This window comes from Ilumatobacter sp., from assembly GCF_046290335.1.
In the GTDB taxonomy this organism is placed as follows: domain Bacteria; phylum Actinomycetota; class Acidimicrobiia; order Acidimicrobiales; family Ilumatobacteraceae; genus Ilumatobacter_A.
The window spans coordinates 888130-906673 of sequence record NZ_JBKAGH010000001.1 but is presented as its reverse complement, the minus strand read 5'-3'; the positions used below and the strand labels follow the sequence as shown (position 1 = coordinate 906673).

The window sequence follows — 18544 nt, the reverse complement described above, 5'->3', positions numbered from 1 at the left end:
GACCGTCTGGGGACGCAGTGCGCGCCGCCGCGTCGAGGTGCGCTCGGCGACTGAACCGATCGAGATCGTCGGCACGACAGGACCGGTATGACCACGAAACACCGCCTTGTCGCCTCCGCGTCGATCGTTCCTCGAATCGCTGCCGCCGTCGCAGCGACCGCGCTGCTGTCTGGAGCGTGTTCGAGTGACGGCGATGCCGAACTCGCTGCCTCGACGCTGCCGTCGACCAATGCGTCGACCAGTGCGTCGACTGCGCCCGCGGAAGCGTTGCCGTCGTCGCGTGTGCTGACGCCTGATGCGACGACGCACCTCGGGTTGACGTGGTTCAGCCCGCCCGCACCGGACTCGCTGGCGGCGATCGGACCACGTTGGAGCGAAGCGGAGGCGGCGTCGAGCGTGGGTCGAGTCCTCGTCGACTGGATCGACGTCGAGCCCGAGAAGGGCAGCTATCGATTCGATGAGCTCGACGAGGCGCTCGGCGACATCGTCGACGCCGGCCTTGCGCCGATGGTCACCATCGCCGCCGTCGACGTGTCGGGCACGGAGTTTCCGGCCTGGCTCGGCGAATTCGAACCCGTGGCCGCGGGAGATGCCTACGTTGCCATGCTCGAGGCAGCGCTCCCGACGCTGCGCGCTCACGACGTCTGGTTGGTGTCGATCGCCAACGAACCACCGTTCGCCGACGACGAGGAACTGGATCGTGGCGACTTCGCCACGCTTGTCGAACGAGTGACCGCAGCGATGGACGAGTTGGCGCCCGACGTGCCGGTGACGTTCACGTTCGCTGGTGGTGATCCGTTCATCGACGACCCAGCGATCGATCGAATGCGCACGGCAGTCGACGCATTGAGCGTCAATCACTACTGCCTCGACGAAGGGCTGGTCATTCGACCGCTGGCGCAGGCGACCGAACAAATCGATCGATACGTCGAGATCGCTGACGGCCGACCGATCGTGTTCCACGAGTTCGGCTGTCCGGCCGGCGCGCTCAACGGCTCCTCCGACGAGGACCAGCTTGCCTGGTTCGAGGTGGCACTGGAGCACATCTCGTCGATCGAGCAGATCCGTGCGGCGTTCGTGTTCGAGTTTCTCGACTGGTCCGAGGAGACGTTCGAACTGGACTACGGCGCCGTGACCGAACTCTTGGAATCCGAGGTCGGAGGCGACTTCGTCGAGCGATTCCGCAGCTGGCTCCTGACGTCGGGTCTCGTCCGTGGTGACGGAACGACCCGGCCGGCGTTCGACCACTACCTCGCGGTCGCAGGCGGCTGACGGCGACACGCTCCGGCGAGTGCGGTCGTCGACCGAGCCGCTCTCGGCCCCGGTCCGCGACGCTCGGCCATCGCCGTGTCGGTGGAGTCGCCGGTGGAGTCGCCAGTGGAGTCGCCAGTGGAGCGGTCTGGGTACTGATGCTCGCGACGTGAGCGCTGATGATCGTTCACGCCGTGCGAGTCCAGCTCGTTCATTGACACGCACGCCGGAGACGGTGGAGAATCTGGCCGGGCGACGTACCGATCGGGGGATCGAATGAACGACGTAGTGGTCAACCGCACCGCGCGAACGCGCCGGCGGCGACGCCGGTCGATCGGCTGGATCGCCGCACTGCTCGCTGCGACGGCGGTGGTGCCGGCGCCGGGAGCGTCGGCGCGCACCGCGCCGGTCGAGCAGGAGTCGGTGCGCATCGCGGCGCCCGTCGCCGCTCCGGTCGCCCTTCCCACCGCGGCGGTGGCGATGGGGGACAGTTTCATCTCCGGCGAAGGCGCAGGTGCGTACCAACCGGTCGTCGACGTGAACGGCGTCGCGCAGGGTTTCCCGGGCTGGTCGGCGAGCAATTCGAACGCGTTCTTCTGCCACCGGTCGGCCAACGCCTCGATCCAGCAGGCCAACCTGCCCGGGATCAGCGCTCGATTCAATCTCGCCTGCTCGGGAGGCCAACCGCACGACATCGCGAACGACTCCATCGACCGTGCGAGCGGCCGCACGGTGCAGGCACAACTCGATCAACTCGTGGCGGTGTCGCAGACCCACGACATCGACGTGGTGCTGATCGGCCTCGGCTCGAACAACTCCAGTTTCACCTTCGGCTCGGTCGCCGCCGACTGCGCCGGCCGGTTCGTCGCCGACGGGTACATCGGCTGGTGGGAGTTCTGGGTGCCGATCATCAACTGGATCACGGGCTCGTCCAGCCCGCAGGATCCGTGCAGCGCTGACGACCTCGCGACCCCGGCTCAGATGAGCGCCGCGCAAGCCGAGACGCTCGCCGCCGTGCGCCAGGTCGTTCAGACGCTCGAGCAGGTCGACGCCGACGGCGAGCACACGATCGTCCTGCAGGACTACACCAACCCGCTGCCGTTCGACTTCGACTCGCGGTTCCACACCGAGAGCCGACGTAGCGACACGCGTGACAAGTTCCGTGACCTCGTGCGCGAGCGGTATGCGGCCGGGTGTCCGGCGCATCGGGCGAGCCTCGGGCCGGCGCACCAGTTCTCGCAGGGCCTCGGCAACCTGGTGCAGGGCGTCCACACCTCGCTGTCGGCGGAGTTCCCCGCGACGAACCTCGTCTACCTGAACGTCCAACGGGCCTTCGACGGGGCGCGGCTCTGTGAACGTTCGAACAGCCCGACCGGGGTGCTGGCGACGCCGGTTCGTCTGATGGACACTTCGGGCGGAGTGCCGACGGGCGTGCACCTGACGAGCCTGAACGGCACCGACAAGCTCGACATCGCCCGGATCCAAGGCGTGTGCACCGAGTGGTTCCAGACGTGTCAGGAGTCGTGGCATCCCAACGCGGCCGGCCACGGGGTGCTCGCCCAGTGCCTGGCTGCCGCGGTCGCCGCGGGCGGCGGCGACACGCGGGTCGACTGTGTTCGCAACCCGTCGACCGGGGCGATCACGGCGACCTGACCCGCTCGCTCCGGGAATCGGTGTTTCGGGAATCAGGGCCGGCAGCGATCGGGGGCCGTCAGCGTCGACGGCGTGTCAGAATCGAGGCGGGCGGCGCTCGACGAAGGCCGCGATGCCCTCGCGGTACTCCTCGGTGCCCATCGCCTCGTTCATCAGATGGAGCGAGTCGTCGACCGATGCGGCGGGGTCGTGGCGGAGCAGATCGGCGGCGAGCTGCTGCTTCGTCGTCGCGACGGCAGCGGGGCCGGTGGTCGCCGCCAGGTTCCGAGCCCACGCGGTCGCCGCTGCGATGGCGCTCACTCCGTTCGGGGTCACCTCGTTCCACAGCCCCCAGTCCGCGGTCTCCGCCGCCGTCACGATGCGACCGGAGAGCAGCAGGTCGGCCGCTCGCGTCGCTCCGACGAGACGGGGCAGGATCCACGACATGCCGTACTCGGCCGGAAGACCGAGCTTTGGCGCAGCCGTCGTCAGTTTCGCAGGTCCGGCCGCGAAACGAAGATCGCAGAACAACGCCAAGGCGAGGCCGACGCCGGCGCACGCTCCGTTCACGGCAGCGATGATCGGCAGTCGGTAGCCGAGCTGCCAGGCGAAGTCGGCGTCGAGGCGGTCGCCGCCGCCGGGTCGGGCCGGATCGGGTGGCAGTCCGGTGTCGTAGCTGCCGCGCTCGACGTGGGCCTCGAGCGCGGTGCTGTCTCCGCCGACACAGAACGCAGCCCCGGTCCCGGTGACGACTACCGCCCGGACGTCGTCCCGGTGCTCGAGGTGTGCCATGACGGCGCGGTACTCGGCGTGCATCGTTCCGGTCCACGCGTTGCTCCGGTGCGGTCGATCGAGCCACACGGTGGCGACCCGGTCGTCGACCTCGAAGCGGACCGCTCGGAGATCCGTCGGGGCTGGCGGCATCGATGTCACGATCGAGTCCCGTTCAGCCCCAGATCGCCTTGAGCACCGGCTCGGCGAATTCGGGGCGACACACGATGAAGTCGGGGAGCCACGGGTCGCGCTCGTTGTAGACGATCGGCGAACCGTCGAGTCGAGAGACGTGGAATCCCGCAGCGAGCGCGACGGCCGCGGGCGCCGCGGAGTCCCACTGGTACATGCCGCCGTCATGGACGTAGATGTCAGCCTCACCCATCACGACCGACATCGCTTTGGCGCCGGCCGAACCGAGGCGAACGGCATCGCAGTCGAGCCCCTCGGCGACCAACACCGCCGAGTACGGGGCACGGTTTCGTGAGGTCACGAGGCGAGGCCGATCGCGCTCCGACGGCGGAATCGGCGGAGCCGGATCGGTGCAGAACACCGCGTTGATCGCCGGAAGGCTGACGGCACCAGCTCCGAAGCGGTCACGATCCCAGAGTGCGACGTGCACCGCCCAGTCCATGCGACCGGGTTCGCTGAACTCTCGGGTGCCGTCGAGCGGATCGATGATCCACACACGATCGTCGTCGAAGCGACGTCGGTCCTCGTTGCCTTCCTCGGACAGCACCGCGTCGCTCGGACGGTGCTGGGCGAGTTCGCGGGCAAGAAACGCCTGCGCAGCGGCATCGCCGGCGTCTTTCACGTCCCAGGTGCTCGTGCGTTCGGTGAACAGCTGCGCCCGCAAGCGGACCAGGATCTGGCCGGTCTCGACAGCGAGGCGGGTGGCGAGCTGCGCGTCGGTTTCGGTCGACGCCCCGTCTGCTGCCATCGCCTCATCATGGCAGCACCGTCACGCCATCATGCAGCCCATCATGCAGCCGATCATGCAGCCGATCATGCAGCCGATCATGCCGCTGTCCATCCAGCCGGTCTTGCAGCTGTCCAGGCATGTTCAGGCCGACCGCGCGACGAAGATCCCGTCTCCGTGCGAGACCTTCGGCGCCCACTCGGGCTCATGTCGCCGTCGAGTCTCACCGATCAGGTCGCGCTGGGCGCGACGACGTGGGGCGCCGTCAACGAATGGACGACGCAAGCCGTTTCTCTCCGTCCGTCCTCGATCGGCGACGACGAACACCTGGCGACGAACCCTCTCGATTCCGTCAAGGATGTTCAGCTGTCGAGCCGATGCTGCCGAAAGAACTTTCATGTCCGGACGAGAACGTGGAGCGCTGCCTGCGACCCGTGCGCCTCGATCCGGGACCGGGAACGCGGCCACGCTGGTGACGCCCGCCGATGTCGGTGAACTCTCGCGTCTGGAGCAGTCGATGCTCAGCTTGGTTCGCAAGCGAGGTGTCATGGGCTACGTCGTCTGGTGCACCGCGATGGTCGTCCTCGGGTCCGAAACGCTCATGATTGCGGTGCTGTTGCTCACCGACGGCTTCTCCCAGCCCGAGTTCTGGCAGCAGGCTCTGCTGTGGAGCGGCCTGATCCCATTGCTGGTTGCGCCACTGGCGCTGCACTTCACCGCTCGATTGGTCGAACATCTCGATCGCACCCGAACGATCCTCCGGAGTTGGGCGTCGACCGACGTCCTCACCGGCATCGCGAACCGTCGAGGGTTCTTCGATGGGGTTGCCGAGCTGGTCGAGTCGACTCCGCAAGGCACCACCTTCGAAGTCGGAATGCTCGATCTCGACCGCTTCAAGTCCCTCAACGACCGGTTCGGGCATGCTCGTGGCGATGACGCGCTCGTGCTCGTGGCGCGTTGGCTTCGATCGACGATCGGCGACGCAGGCGTGGTCGGACGCATCGGCGGCGACGAGTTCACGTACGTCGTTCCGTTGGCATCCGTCGGGGTCCCCGACCGCATGCACTTCGACCTCGACGGCATCGATGTCGAGGTGACCGTCGGCCGAGTCTGCAGTCGACTCGACGGTGGCATCGACTCGGTGCTCGCCACCGCCGATCAGGTCCTGTACCGCAACAAGCAGAATCGGCTCACGGTCGAGTCGCTCACGGCATTGCGTACGAGCAGTGATCGGCTCGATGCTGGTCGAGACGTCTGACGACGGTGCCTCGGCCTGACGACCGGCCCTCGGTGAGGTGAGCCGACCGTTCAGGCGAGCTTCTTGTACTTGATCCGGTGTGGCGTGTCGGCGGCGGAACCGAGTTCCTGCTTGCGGCGTTCCTCGTACTCGCTGAAATTGCCTTCGAACCAGCGCACCTGACTGTCGCCTTCGAAGGCGAGCACGTGGGTCGCGATCCGATCCAGGAACCAGCGGTCGTGGGAGATCACCACGGCGCAACCCGGGAATGATTCGAGGCCGGCCTCGAGCGCGCGAAGCGTGTCGACGTCGAGGTCGTTGGTCGGCTCGTCGAGCAGCAGCACGTTGCCGCCCGACTTCAGCAACTTGGCGAGGTGGACGCGGTTGCGTTCGCCGCCCGACAGGTCGCCGACTCGCTTGCCGTGATCGGTGCCCTTGAAGTTGAAGCTCGACACGTAGGCGCGTCCGTGGATCTCGCGGCCACCGACTTCGAGTACTTCGCCGCCGCCGGTGATCTCGTCGTACACGGTCGCGTCGGGGTCGAGGTCATCGCGATCCTGGTCGACGTAGCTGAGATCGACCGTCTCGCCGATCTTGATCGAGCCCGAATCCGGTTGCTCTCGGCCTGCGAGCATCTTGAACAGCGTCGACTTGCCGGCGCCGTTGGGGCCGATGATGCCCACGATGCCAGCTGGGGGCAGCGTGAACGAGAGATCGTCGATCAGCAGCTTGTCGCCGAAGCCCTTCCGGAGGTTCTCGACCTCGATCACCTGGTCGCCCAATCGGCGGCCCGCCGGGATCGTGATCTGCAGCTCCGACACCTGCTGCTCGGCGGCCTTGGCTTCGGCGTGCAGCTTCTCGTATGCGTTGAGCCGCGCTTTGCCCTTGGCCTGTCGGGCTTTGGCTCCCATCCGCACCCATTCGAGCTCGCGGGCGAGCGTCCGTTTCCGCGCCTCGTTGCCGCGCTCCTCGCGCTCGAGACGGTCCTGCTTCTGCTCGAGCCAGGATGAGTAATTCCCTTCGAAGGGCAACCCCTTGCCGCGTTCGAGTTCGAGGATCCACTTGGCGACGTTGTCGAGGAAGTAACGATCGTGGGTGATGGCGACGACCGTGCCCGAGTAGTCACCGAGGAAGCGTTCGAGCCAGTCGACGGATTCGGCGTCGAGGTGGTTGGTCGGCTCGTCGAGGAGCAACAGGTCGGGGCGTGACAGCAGCAGCCGGCACAGCGCGACCCGGCGTCGCTCACCGCCGGACAGCACCGACACGTCGGCGTCGTCGGGCGGGCAGCGCAGCGCGTCCATCGCGATCTCGACGTTGCGTTCGAGCGACCACGCATCGGTCGCGGCGATCTTGTCTTCGAGGGCGGCTTGCTGCTTGCCGATCTTGTCGTAGTCGGCGTCGGGGTCGGCCCACTTCGCCATGACCTCGTTGTATTCGTCGATGATCGACTGCACTTCGGCCACGCCGTCCATGACGTTGCCCTTGACGTCCTTGTCCGGATCGAGCTGCGGCTCCTGGGCCAGGTAGCCGACGGTGAACCCGGGGGTCAGGCGCGCCTCGCCCTGGAACCCGTCGTCGAGCCCCGCCATGATCTTGAGCAGCGACGACTTGCCGGCACCGTTGGAGCCGAGCACGCCGATCTTGGCGCCGGGGTAGAACGACAGCGAGATGTTCTCGAGGACCGTCTTGTCCGGCGGGTAGACCCGCTTGAGCTTGTAGGCCTGGTAGATGAATTCGTGCGCCATGGTGCGGCCCAGGGTACCGAAGCGCCGAACTCGCCCACGACGTCCACGGCCGGTTCGCGGTGACCGGGGAGCCGAGCGGTTCTGTTACCGATGTGTTACCGATCGTGTGTTGTGGTGAGTCGATGCTGCGACGTCAACGATCCGGACTCCGTGCCCTCCTGCTCGCCTCCGTCCTCGCTGTCACCGTCGGCGGTTTGACGAGTGCGCCGACCGACGCGGCGGTTCAGCCCGCCCCCGGCACGACGGGCGACGCGTTCAATCCGCTACCCGACGTCGCCAACCCGACCGACATCGCGTCGGCGTACGACCCCACGCGTGACCGCTACATGGTGGTCACGCATTCGGCGTCAGGCGTCCGACGACTGTACGTGGGGGTGGTCGACGGCGACGGAGCCGTGGTGACCGAACCGGTGGTGATCCACACCGACGCGTCGCCCGACAGCCTCGGCAGCCCGATCACGACCCGGCTCGACATCGACTACAACCCGCTCGTCGACGAGTTCCTGGTGACGTACGTGAAGGCGAATCGGATCTTCGGGCAGCGGATGAGCCCTGGAGGCGCACCGATCGGCGGGCCCACGCAACTCTCGCAGATCAACTCCGCCGACTTCCGGTGTACGGCGAATCACCACGACGTCGTCGTCGACACCGCCACCGGCGACTACGTGCTCGCCTACGCGGTCGGCATGTTCTTCGCGACCGCCGACCCCTGCGAGGACCTCTCGAACCGGCACAAGACCACGATGGCCCGCATCTCGCCCACGCTCGCCGTGGGGCCACGCACCGACCTGCCCGGCAGGTTCGAGAACGGGAACAACAGCTGGACGGCCATCGAACGTCATCCCTCGACCGGCGACTACCTCGTCGGGCGCCTCGACACCGACGGTGGCACCTTCACCCTCGTCGATGCCGACTTCGACGTCGAGGCGTCGCAGAGCATCGACGTGCGCAACGCCGAACCGTTCAGCTTCCCGACCTACGTCCATGTCGCGGTCGACCCGACGAGCGGCAAGTGGATGGCGATCGCCCGTGGCTCGCAGCGATCGCAGACGATGATCCTCGACGCCGACGGTTCCATCGACGTCCCGGCGGCGATCCGGTTCACCGACGCCGTCGACGACCTCGAGGCGGTCGGTGACGGTGTGTTCGTCGGCTCGACCAGGGGGACAGGACGGGTGATCCAGCTCGACCTCCGCGGCGAGACGGTGTCGACGTACACGGTCGCGGCCGACGTGCCCGACCTCAGCGACCTCACGCATGGCGACGGAGCCCGCTTCCTGGCGACGGGGGCGAACCGGGTCGGCAACAGCAACGCCATCGCCGCGGAGCTCGTGGCTGTGCCGCCGGCGGTGCTGCCCCTGGCTCCGGCGCGGATCGCCGACACCCGCCGCTCCGAGACCGCCGTGACCGTCGACGGGGCGTTCGAGAAGATCGGTGCCGTGGCCGGTGGCACCGAACTCGTGCTCCAGGTCGGCGGACGCGCCGGGGTGCCGGCCGATGCCACCGCCGCGATGCTCAACGTCGCTGCGGCGGGCGCGACCCGCAACGGCTTCGTGACCGCCTACCCATGCGACTCCGAGCGACCGACCACGTCGAACCTCAACTTCGCGGCCGGCGCCGCTGCGTCCGCGGGTGGGTTCGTGGCGCTCTCCGGCGACGGGCGGGCATGTCTGTTCGTGTCGACGACCGTCGAGCTCATCATCGACGTGAACGGCTTCGTGCCGGCGGATGCATCGATCGAGTCGATCGTGCCCGAACGGTTCCTCGAGACTCGCGCCGACGCCGCGACGGGGACGGTCGACGGTGCCGAGTTCGGTGGCGGTCGGATTCCCGCTGGGGTGACCGAGTTGCCGGTCGCCGGTCGCGGAAGCGTCGACGACGGCGCGACGGCGGTCATGGTCAACATCACGGCGATCCGACCGTCGTCGGGTCTGTTCATCACGGTGTTCCCCTGCGGCTCCGCCCAGCCGACGGCGGCGAACCTGAACGCTCCGGCCGGTGGCGTGGTCAACAACCTCGCGCTGGCACGGATCGGCGAGAACGGCAAGGTCTGTATCTTCGCGAGCGCCGAGACCGATCTGGTGGTCGACGTGTCGGCGTTCGCTCCGGAGGTGGGCTCGCTCGTCTCGATCAACCCCGAACGCTTCATCGAGACCCGGCCCGGCCAGGAGACGGTCGACGGCCGCGACCAGTTCGGTCGCCGGACCGGGGTCGACGGCAGCTTCAACTTCGTCAGCATCGCTGGGCGCAGCTCGGTGCCCGCCGAGGCCCGAGGGGTGATGCTGAACGTCGCGGCGATCCGCCCATCGGCCTCCGGGTTCGTGACCGTGTACCCGTGCGGGGAGCTCCCGAACACCGCCAGCGTCAACTACGCAGCCGGGTCGGTCGTGTCCAATGCCGTGTTCGTGGCGTTGAGCGATCCCGACGGCTGGATCTGCGTCTACTCGTCGGCCGACACCGATCTCACGGTCGACGTCGTCGGCTACACGACAGACGGCTGACCCAGACTGCTGACACGAACCGCTGACACGAGGCGGTCTGGGTCGAGCCGCCGGCGGTGGGAGTCGAGCGCTACGGTCGGGCGCATGCTCCCGCTTGCTCCGTTCGGTCGTACCGGTCACCACTCGACGCGCGTCATCTTCGGCGCTGCTGCGCTCGGTGGCATGAGTCAGGAACGCGCGGACGCGACCCTGGCCGACGTGGCTCGGTGGGGGATCAACCACATCGACACCGCCGCGTCGTACGGCGCGTCAGAGGACCGGCTCGCTCCGTGGCTCGTCACGCATCGCGACTCGGTGTTCCTCGCCACCAAGACCGGTGAGCGGCGAGGCTCCGATGCCCGCGCCGAGCTGGAGCGCTCGTTGGAGCGCATGGGCGTCGAGCACGTCGACCTGATCCAGTTGCACAACCTCGTCGACGACGGGGAGTGGGAGACGGCGTTCGGGCCGGGCGGTGCCGTGGAGGCGTTGGCGGCGGCGAGAGACGACGGGTTGGTGTCGCACATCGGCGTGACCGGCCACGGCCTGCCCGTCGCCGGGATGCACCTGCGCAGCCTCGAGCGCTTCGACTTCGACTCGGTGCTGCTCCCGGTCAACTTCATCCTGCTCGACAACCCCGGCTACCGCGCCGATGTCGAACGTCTGCTCGGCGTGTGCGCCGAGCGCAACGTCGCCGTGCAGACGATCAAATCGATCGCGCGAGGGCGCTGGGCCGACGGCGACACCAACCGGTTCAGCTGGTACGACCCGTTGACCGATCCCGAGCCGATCGACCGGGCGGTTCGTTACGTCCTGTCGAATCCGCAGCTGTTCCTCAACTCGACGAGTGACGCTCGACTGCTGCCGATGATCGTCGACGCGGCGTCCGGGTCACTCGACGCGCCGAGCGACGACGAGATGCGCGCCGACGTGTTCGCGGAGGGCATCACGCCGTTGTTCTCCGACGACATGCCCGTCGCGATCTGACGGGCGACCTGGAGCAGCGGGCGCTGCGCCTGGGGCGCTCGCCGGGCGGTTGGCTACCGTGACGGCGATGAGCATGCACGAGGCGACCAGCGCCGATCTCTTCGCCCACGACGGCATCCTCCCGACCGACCCGGTCGACGAGTCGGGTGAGCCGCTCGAGGTTCTGCACGATCGCGAATACCGGATCAGAGCATTTCGAGCAGGCGACGACGTCGTGTTGATCCGCGGAGCCGTGCGCGACCAGAAGCCGCCGGGTCTCTATTTCGAGAACGATCCCGATCCGCTGACCGTCCACCACATGCAGATCGACATCGAGGTCCGGTATCCGACGATGGAGATCATCGCCGCGCGCGTCGGCATCGAGGTGCACCCGAATGCCGAGTGCACCCGCATCGTCGATCACTACGACTCGCTCGTCGGCTTGTCGATTGCGCGGGGGTTCACCCACCGAGTCCGCGAACTCTTCGGCGGTCCGCGGGGCTGTACGCACACCACGGCGCTGCTGCAGGCGATGGCGCCCGTCGCGATGCAGTGCGTGTGGTCGATGCGGGCGTCGACCGCCAATCGGCTGCGAGCATCCCGAGCGGGCGAGCCATCGAGTGAACCCGCTGCCGGGGATGCCGAGGGCTCGGCCGCCCAAGACCGCTCGGAGCTGTGGAAGATGAACCTCAACACGTGCCACGTGTGGGCGGAGGACTCCGATGTCGTCGCACGGATCCGCGACGGCGAGATGCCAGAGCCGCCTGTGTTCGCCGCCGAGCGAATGGTGACCCTCGGACTCAAGCCGCAGGATTGGGCCGCTCGGATGGGGTGACTGCGCACCGTCGGGCCCTCGACGACACCGTCGTGAGGTGCCGATCTGGCAGGATCGGCGTCGCTGACAGGGTCGGCCGAGGCCGGAGCGTCTCGATCGATGCTGGCCGCACTCGTCGTCTCGGCCTCGCCGCGTTCGTCTCGTTCCCCATTGCCGTGTCCACTCCGTCACTTCCGTCACTTGCGCCGCACACCCTCGTCTCGCCGACGGCGTCCCCACGCTCGGTGCCCGCGCGCCCGGTGTCGGTCGCAGCGTCGCTCGGAGGGTCCCGGTGACGGAGCTGCCGAGGCCGTCCGGCGAGCCCGCGTCGACCTTCGACCCGTGGGCCGAACAGCGTCGTCGCGAAGCTGCGCATCGCCTCGCTCGGCGTGATCGTCGTCGCCGCTTCCTGCGCAGGTCGGCGATCGTGGTGCTCGTCGCAGCGTTCGTCGCCGGTGCGGTGGCCGGCGCCGTCCTCCTGCTGCGAGGCGATGGCGACTCGTCGTCGGTCGCGTCGGATCCGCCGCCGTCCGCCGCCCCCGGAGCGAACGCTGGCGCGAACACGGGTGCTGACGCAGAAGCCGACACGGGGAGCGAGGTCTCCTCGCCGACACCGCCGACATCGCTGGCGGCTCCGGACCCGACGGTGCCACCGGAGCGTCTCGTCGCCGTCGACGAGGTCTGGTTGCTCGACCGCGGTGACGGGATCTTCGACTGGGGCCTCACCGTCGTGGTCCCCGACGACGGTCCGACCCGCAGCGGTGTCGACGTCACGGTGCGGCTGTTGTCGGCGGACGGTCAGGTGACGCACCGTGCCGAGCACCAGCTCGACGGTGTCAACGCCGTGTTGCACTCGACGGTGGCGGGCCAGCTCGTCGATCCTTCACCGGCCCCCGTTCGCCTCGAGTTCGACATCACCGTCGGCGTTCCGTCGAGCGATCTCGCTCTCGACGCGGTGCTCAGCACCCGTGCCGTCGAGCGGATCGACGACGTGATCCGAGGTCGCATCCGCTCGACCGCACCGGCGGAACTCACCGACGTGGCGATGGTGCTGCTCTGGCGCGAACCCAGCGAGCAGGCATCGTCGGAGAACGGCGGGAGCGGTGAGGTGATCGCCGCGGTCACCTTCGACGTCGAACGACTTCGGCCCGGGGTCGATGCCTTCTTCGAGATCGACCTCGAGGAGCAGGGCGTGCCCGACGGTCCGCCCGACGAGATCCTGTGGTCGCCGAACTGACCGGCGACCCGTCACACGGCGCCCACCGAGGGAGTGAGAGCCCGTGCTCGACGCCGCGAGGCCGTGTTGGCGCCGGGTCGCGACGGATCGCGGCGGGTGGCGGCGGGGTGGCGTCGACGGGTGAGATTCGCCCACCGCGGACACGTGGTGCGAAACGTGGGTGTGGATCGGCGATGGTCCTGGCAGAATGTGCGCCCTCTCCGAGACGCGGCTGCTGACCGGAGGGCACATGGTGGTCATAGCTCAATAGGTAGAGCACCAGGTTGTGATCCTGGCGGTTGGGGGTTCAAGTCCCCTTGGCCACCCCAAGATGCGAGACTCGGCAGGGAGTCGGCGGAGCAATCCGGCGATACCCTGCCGAGCCGCCTCGCTTCTCTAGCTCAATTGGCAGAGCAGTGGACTCTTAATCCATTGGTTCTGGGTTCGAGTCCCAGGGGAAGCACCACGCAGGGCCTGCTCGTTCGAGCAGGCCCTGCGTCATTTTTCGTTCGCCTGGGGCCATTGCGACGTGTCCGCGCTCGGAGCGTGTCACGACTGCCAACAGCGTTCGACGCCTGCGAGTACTGCTCACCACGCCGCACGGGCCAGCCGTAGGGGCCAGCCACATGGGCCAGCCGTAGGGGCCCCGGCCACATGGGTCAGCGGCCGCTCCAGCGTTGCTGTTCGCGGTACCTGGCCGACGCGAGCGGGGTCGAGCGTTGACGCCGTTGTCGAAGCCCGGAGGTGCCGAACATCGCGAGCGCGCCGATGGCGACGAACATCACCGCGCCGACGAAGGTGAAGGTCAAGTCGTTTGCGGCGAGGCGCGGGAACACCCCGACCCACACGTCGTCGGACAGCGCCGGCAGCAGCGCCACCGGGACCACGTAGCCCATGACGAGGAGCATGAGCCCGGTTGCCGCGCAGCCGAGACTGAACGCGAGCGAGAACTCGCCGCGCTCGGGTCGAATCGCGAGACCGAACAACGTCAGCACGATCGCGAGCGGACCACCGATCAGCCAGAGCCATCGTGTGATCGTCGACAACAGCGAGAGCGACCCGACCTCCTCGACCGGCAACACGATCGGGTCCATCAACGCAACGCCCTCGTTGCGCACGATCTGGACTTGTTCGGCGGCCGTGATCACGACCTGGTCGTCGTGATCACCGATCACCCGGCCGTGGGCTTCGGCCACGAAGCGGCGCATCTCGGTCGCCATCGCCCGCCGCTCCGTGAGCCCTTCGATCGTCTCGCTGAGCAGCACCGGTGACATGCCGAGGACCGGCCCGTCGATCGTGGCCACGAGGGTCGCGATCTGTTTGCGGATGTCCTCGTCGCGCAGGATCTCGAAGGTCGAGTCGGTGTCGGCCGACGGGGAGAACGCCACCCGCTCGAGCCAGAACGCGCCGATCGACACCGCGAAGAGCCCTGCGGCAATCAACAACAGAAGTCCACCGAGAGATCGCCGCACCGCGAGAGTCTGCCAAATTTCGTGCCTAGCCTGCGACTGTGGAGCGATCGAGTCTGCCGAAGATGCTGGTTCGCGGCGCCGGGCGGCGCTGCCCGTGGTGTGGTGGACGAGGTGCGTTCTTCACGTCGTGGTTCGGAAAGGCCGAATCGTGCCGGACGTGCGGCCTTCGGTGGCGACGCGACGACGTGGGGTTCGAACTCGGTGCGGCCGCCATCGCCGCCATCATCGTGATGGGCCCGCTGGTGCTGGCGATGGGCGTGGTCGTGGCGATCACCTGGCCGGAGATCGAAGTGGTGCCGATGATGATCGTGTTCATCGCCGGCGGCCTGATCCTGCCGATGATCCTGTATCCGGTGTCGTACACGATGTGGCAGGCGATCGACCTGATGATGCGCCCGGTCGAACCCGAGCACTTCGACCTCGATCACATCGAGATCACCGATGCGGCGGAGTCCGCCGACTCCGACCCGTCATAGCGAGGCGCCGACTCGCCTGGTCTGGCCGGTTCGTCACGCCGCCCGAGATCTCACCAGGCTCTCAACCGCTTCACGGAGTGTTCTCACCGACACTGTGCACGATCGTCCCTGTCGGTCGCCTTCCGTGGCCGTCATGGACGAGAGGCAACCGTCATGACCACGAACAGTTCGTCGACGAGCATGGGGAGAGCGTCATCTTGCGGGCCTCGCTCTGCGCCCGGCGCGCGGAGCGTGCTCTCGTCGGCGCGTTCGGCGGGAGTTCCCGTGCCGAGGATCCGGATGACGAGCGTCGTTGCCACTGCTGTTGTCGCGGCCCTGCTCGTCGGCTGCTCCACCTCGGCGGACTCGACACCAGCATCTGGGCCCGAGGACAGCCGAACCTCGCCCGCCGACGAGACGCTCACGGCGGACCCGCCCCATGCGACGGCGGACCCGCCCCATGCGACGGCGGACCCGCTCGAGGCGACGGCGGACCCGCCCCATGCGACGGCGGACCCGCTCGAGGCGAACGAGGTGGCGACTGGCCCGGATCACGAGTGGTCATCTCTCGATGGCCATCCCGGCCTGATCGCCACACAGATGCAACCGTCGTCCGTGGCGCCGAACTCGTGGAACGGGATCCTGCGGATCAACTGCGACTTGTCGCACACTTCCTACGATGATCCGGTGGTCTTTCCTGGCGAGCAGGGAGCGGCCCATCTGCACCGCTTCTACGGCAACCCCGATGTAGATCACACCACCACGCCTGCATCACTGGTCGAAGCCGACGGATCGACCTGTCAGGGCGGCGCGCTCAACCTGTCGTCATACTGGATGCCGGCCCTCCTCACTCCGACCGGTACAGGTGAGAGCTGGGACGTCGTCCCGGCCGTGGTCGGCGGGGACGACGAGGCGCACGAGGTCTTCTACTACTCCGCCGGCATCACCGACGTGTCCAGCGTCCAGCCGATTCCCGAGGGCCTGGTGATGGTCGCCGGCGACGCGTCGGCGACCCCCGACGACCCACAGGACACCGGCGTCGTTCGATGGCACTGTCAGAGCTGGCAGTCCGACGATGCCTCCAACCCGCGGTTCTCCGCGACCACCCCGGACTGCACGGCACCCGACCGGGTGCGCCTCGACCTGTTCTTCCCCAGTTGCTGGGACGGTGAACATCTCGACTCCGCCGACCATGCCTCCCACATGGCCTACCCGGTGACGGAGGGCCGGATCAGCAGCTGCCCCGACACCCACCCCGTTGCGGTCGTCCGGGTCTCCTATCACATGGCGTTCGGGGTCAAGCCGGACGTGTGGGATCCCTCCACCCGCTCCTCGGTCGGTTGGCAGCTCTCGTCGGACCGGTACGTCGTGGACGAGAACAACCCTGGAGGGGCATCGGCTCACGCCGACTGGATGAACGGCTGGCATCCCGAGGTCATGCAGATGATCGTCGACGGCTGCATCGCCGGCGAACTCGACTGCCACGATGGCAACCTGGGCAACGGTCTCCGGCTGTCCGGCGTCAGCGACGGCACCGGAGCGACTCCCGATGTGGTCGCACCCGGCGCAGATCACGAGCGGCACGGGTGACGACGCTGACGACACTGACGACACTGACGACACTGACGACGCTGACGACGCTGACGACGCTCACGACACTGACGACACCGCCCGGCGTCGAGAAGGCGTCGGGTTCTCCGACGTTCACCGTCGGAGCCGCGCCGGGCAGCTGGCTGTTCTGTCATCGTTCGGTTCTGCAATGCTTGCCCGAACAGTCGTTCGTCACCTAGAGTGCGAATGACACAGGTGCAACTCGTCGAACGAGTGCTGTGTTCCCAACTCTGTGACAGGGCATCGTCATACTGAAACCGCTCAACCAACTCGGCTCCTCGGAGCCCGCATCCCGCCGAACATCGGAACGAAAGCAGAAACACATGGCAGGTAACCCAGGCAACGATCGTGACAAGGCGCTCGACATCGCGTTGCAGCAGATCGACAAGCAGTTCGGCTCCGGCGCGGTCATGAAGATGGGCGATCGCACCAACATGGCGATCGAGGTCGTCCCGACTGGAGCGTTGGCACTCGACCTCGCCCTCGGTGTCGGCGGACTGCCCCGCGGTCGCATCACCGAGATCTACGGCCCGGAGTCGTCGGGCAAGTCGACGCTCGCGATGCACGTCGTCGCCGAAGCGCAGCGCAACGGTGGCGTGTGCGCGTACATCGACGCCGAACACGCGATGGACCCGGTGTACGCCGCGGCGATCGGCGTCGACGTCGACCAGTTGCTGATCTCCCAGCCCGACACAGGGGAGCAGGCGCTCGAGATCGCCGACATGCTGACTCGGTCCGGGGCGATCGACGTCCTGGTCATCGACTCGGTGGCGGCGCTCACGCCGCGAGCCGAGATCGAAGGCGAGATGGGCGACACGCACGTCGGCCTGCAGGCACGTCTGATGAGCCAGGCGCTGCGCAAGCTCACCGGCAACCTGAGCAAGACCAACACGATCGCGATCTTCATCAACCAGCTGCGCGAGAAGATCGGCGTCATGTTCGGTTCGCCCGAGACCACGCCGGGTGGGCGAGCGCTGAAGTTCTACTCGTCGGTTCGGCTCGACATTCGCCGCATCGAGTCGTTGAAAGACGGCACCGAGGTCGTGGGCAACCGCACTCGCGTCAAGGTCGTCAAGAACAAGGTGTCACCGCCATTCCGTCAAGCCGAGTTCGACATCATGTACGGCAAGGGCATCAGCCGTGAAGGCTCGCTCATCGACCTGTCGGTCGACCTCGCCATCGTGAAGAAGTCGGGCGCCTGGTTCACCTACGAAGGCGAACAGCTCGGTCAAGGCCGCGAGAAGGCCAAGGAGTACCTGCGGACCAATCCGCAGGTGATGATGGAGATCAGCGACAAGGTGCTGATCGCCTCCGGCCTGAAAGACGACCCGAACGCGGCCGACGAGGCCACGGAGACGTTCACCGACGCAGATGAGGTCCCCATCGAGATCGAGTGATCACCGTTTCGCTGTGAACACACGGCCCGGCTCGCGCGAGCCGAGCCGGGCCCGTGTGTGAATTCGGAGCGTTCAGACGTCCGACCTGCGGACGCAAACGAGTGCGTCAGTCGTTGAGGACGTAGGTGCCGTCGACGAAGGGCTTGAAGATCATCAGCCAGAGGCTGACGACGAAGATCAGGTGGGTGATGCCGATACCCATCGACATCTTCTTCCTGGCCTCGGCCGAAGCGTCGCTCACGGCCGGGCGGATCAGAAACCAGCTCACGGCCAGCGCGATGGCCCAGAGCACGATCGTCGCGGTGATCCAGTAGGTCTCGGCGAGGTTGAACTTGTTGATGCCCGCCATGCCCATCCCGGCGACCCACAGGATCACCATCGAGGGGAAGGCCAGCTTCATGTGGAGTGCGGCCATGGCCGTCGTCTCGCCGGCGCGTTGCATCCTCGGATACAGAAAGAGCGGCCCGAAGGCGCCCACGACCGTGACGATATGGATCAAGTACAGGATCCGGACCAGTGTCTGATTCTCGTTGAGGAAGATGGCGATCACGGCCGGAAGGCTATCCACACCCCGGATTTGT

Annotated in this window: 16 protein-coding genes and 2 tRNA genes; 13 read left to right on the top strand and 5 right to left on the bottom strand. The window is 67.4% G+C overall.

The genetic code is table 11. The features are described from left to right. Positions 1-87: 87 nt before the first annotated feature. Positions 88-1272 (top strand): hypothetical protein, encoded by a 1185-nt coding sequence (locus tag ACE37B_RS04150; protein WP_409922013.1) that lies wholly within the window; start codon positions 88-90, stop codon positions 1270-1272. 351 nt (positions 1273-1623) lie between these two features. Then, entirely contained in the window at positions 1624-2904 is a 1281-nt protein-coding gene (locus tag ACE37B_RS04145) for a hypothetical protein (protein WP_409922887.1), read from the top strand. A 75-nt stretch (positions 2905-2979) separates the two neighbouring features. Here ACE37B_RS04145 and ACE37B_RS04140 read toward each other — a convergent pair whose 3' ends face one another. Continuing rightward, entirely contained in the window at positions 2980-3807 is an 828-nt protein-coding gene (locus ACE37B_RS04140) for an enoyl-CoA hydratase-related protein (RefSeq protein WP_409922012.1), read from the bottom strand. A gap of 22 nt (positions 3808-3829) precedes the next feature. Further along, positions 3830-4594, bottom strand: a complete 765-nt coding sequence (locus ACE37B_RS04135; protein ID WP_409922011.1) for an inositol monophosphatase family protein — start codon at positions 4592-4594, stop codon at positions 3830-3832. Positions 4595-4970: 376 nt separating this feature from the next. Here ACE37B_RS04135 and ACE37B_RS04130 point away from each other — a divergent pair, with 376 nt between their 5' ends. After that, complete coding sequence (locus ACE37B_RS04130; RefSeq protein ID WP_409922010.1) at positions 4971-5831, top strand: GGDEF domain-containing protein; 861 nt, start codon at positions 4971-4973, stop codon at positions 5829-5831. Between the two features lie 50 nt (positions 5832-5881). Here ACE37B_RS04130 and ettA read toward each other — a convergent pair whose 3' ends face one another. Beyond that, positions 5882-7555: an energy-dependent translational throttle protein EttA gene (ettA, locus tag ACE37B_RS04125; RefSeq protein ID WP_409922009.1), complete on the bottom strand. Its 1674-nt coding sequence runs from the start codon at positions 7553-7555 to the stop codon at positions 5882-5884. Between the two features lie 122 nt (positions 7556-7677). On the opposite strand from ettA, the gene ACE37B_RS04120 reads away from it, so the two are divergent. The 6 genes from ACE37B_RS04120 (at position 7678) to ACE37B_RS04095 (ending at position 13494) form a co-directional block, all read left to right on the top strand. Beyond that, positions 7678-10056, top strand: a complete 2379-nt coding sequence (locus ACE37B_RS04120) for a hypothetical protein (protein WP_409922008.1) — start codon at positions 7678-7680, stop codon at positions 10054-10056. An 84-nt stretch (positions 10057-10140) separates the two neighbouring features. Then, positions 10141-11019, top strand: a complete 879-nt coding sequence (locus ACE37B_RS04115; protein WP_409922007.1) for an aldo/keto reductase — start codon at positions 10141-10143, stop codon at positions 11017-11019. A gap of 67 nt (positions 11020-11086) precedes the next feature. After that, positions 11087-11833 (top strand): DUF2889 domain-containing protein, encoded by a 747-nt coding sequence (locus tag ACE37B_RS04110; protein ID WP_409922006.1) that lies wholly within the window; start codon positions 11087-11089, stop codon positions 11831-11833. 271 nt (positions 11834-12104) lie between these two features. After that, entirely contained in the window at positions 12105-13049 is a 945-nt protein-coding gene (locus ACE37B_RS04105; protein ID WP_409922005.1) for a hypothetical protein, read from the top strand. Between the two features lie 232 nt (positions 13050-13281). Beyond that, positions 13282-13357, top strand: a tRNA-His gene (locus ACE37B_RS04100). 61 nt (positions 13358-13418) lie between these two features. Beyond that, positions 13419-13494: transfer RNA gene (locus ACE37B_RS04095), tRNA-Lys, on the top strand. A gap of 193 nt (positions 13495-13687) precedes the next feature. Here ACE37B_RS04095 and ACE37B_RS04090 read toward each other — a convergent pair. Then, positions 13688-14500 carry a hypothetical protein gene (locus ACE37B_RS04090; RefSeq protein WP_409922004.1) on the bottom strand — a complete coding sequence of 271 codons (813 nt, stop codon included), beginning with the start codon at positions 14498-14500 and terminating at the stop codon, positions 13688-13690. Between the two features lie 38 nt (positions 14501-14538). Here ACE37B_RS04090 and ACE37B_RS04085 point away from each other — a divergent pair, with 38 nt between their 5' ends. The 4 genes from ACE37B_RS04085 to recA all read left to right on the top strand — a co-directional run bounded on the left by ACE37B_RS04085 (position 14539) and on the right by recA (position 17963). Then, entirely contained in the window at positions 14539-14976 is a 438-nt protein-coding gene (locus tag ACE37B_RS04085) for a DUF983 domain-containing protein (protein WP_409922003.1), read from the top strand. Positions 14977-15255: 279 nt separating this feature from the next. Next, positions 15256-16545: a DUF1996 domain-containing protein gene (locus tag ACE37B_RS04080; RefSeq protein ID WP_409922002.1), complete on the top strand. Its 1290-nt coding sequence runs from the start codon at positions 15256-15258 to the stop codon at positions 16543-16545. After that, complete coding sequence (locus tag ACE37B_RS04075; protein WP_409922001.1) at positions 16542-16745, top strand: hypothetical protein; 204 nt, start codon at positions 16542-16544, stop codon at positions 16743-16745. Before ACE37B_RS04080 ends, ACE37B_RS04075 begins: the two co-directional genes overlap by 4 nt. A gap of 144 nt (positions 16746-16889) precedes the next feature. After that, positions 16890-17963 (top strand): recombinase RecA, encoded by a 1074-nt coding sequence (recA, locus tag ACE37B_RS04070; RefSeq protein WP_409922000.1) that lies wholly within the window; start codon positions 16890-16892, stop codon positions 17961-17963. A 106-nt stretch (positions 17964-18069) separates the two neighbouring features. On the opposite strand, the gene ACE37B_RS04065 is transcribed toward recA, so the two are convergent. Then, complete coding sequence (locus ACE37B_RS04065; RefSeq protein WP_409921999.1) at positions 18070-18513, bottom strand: hypothetical protein; 444 nt, start codon at positions 18511-18513, stop codon at positions 18070-18072. Positions 18514-18544 lie beyond the last annotated feature (31 nt).

What these genes read in the sequence shown, in the direction of transcription:
- ACE37B_RS04150 (WP_409922013.1), top strand. Translation starts at nt 88, where the DNA reads ATGACCACGAAACACCGCCTTGTCGCCTCCGCGTCGATCGTTCCTCGA.
- ACE37B_RS04140 (WP_409922012.1), bottom strand. Translation starts at nt 3,807, where the DNA reads ATGCCGCCAGCCCCGACGGATCTCCGAGCGGTCCGCTTCGAGGTCGAC.
- ACE37B_RS04135 (WP_409922011.1), bottom strand. Translation starts at nt 4,594, where the DNA reads ATGGCAGCAGACGGGGCGTCGACCGAAACCGACGCGCAGCTCGCCACC.
- ACE37B_RS04130 (WP_409922010.1), top strand. Translation starts at nt 4,971, where the DNA reads ATGTCCGGACGAGAACGTGGAGCGCTGCCTGCGACCCGTGCGCCTCGA.
- ettA (WP_409922009.1), bottom strand. Translation starts at nt 7,555, where the DNA reads ATGGCGCACGAATTCATCTACCAGGCCTACAAGCTCAAGCGGGTCTAC.
- ACE37B_RS04120 (WP_409922008.1), top strand. Translation starts at nt 7,678, where the DNA reads ATGCTGCGACGTCAACGATCCGGACTCCGTGCCCTCCTGCTCGCCTCC.
- ACE37B_RS04115 (WP_409922007.1), top strand. Translation starts at nt 10,141, where the DNA reads ATGCTCCCGCTTGCTCCGTTCGGTCGTACCGGTCACCACTCGACGCGC.
- ACE37B_RS04110 (WP_409922006.1), top strand. Translation starts at nt 11,087, where the DNA reads ATGAGCATGCACGAGGCGACCAGCGCCGATCTCTTCGCCCACGACGGC.
- ACE37B_RS04080 (WP_409922002.1), top strand. Translation starts at nt 15,256, where the DNA reads ATGACGAGCGTCGTTGCCACTGCTGTTGTCGCGGCCCTGCTCGTCGGC.
- recA (WP_409922000.1), top strand. Translation starts at nt 16,890, where the DNA reads ATGGCAGGTAACCCAGGCAACGATCGTGACAAGGCGCTCGACATCGCG.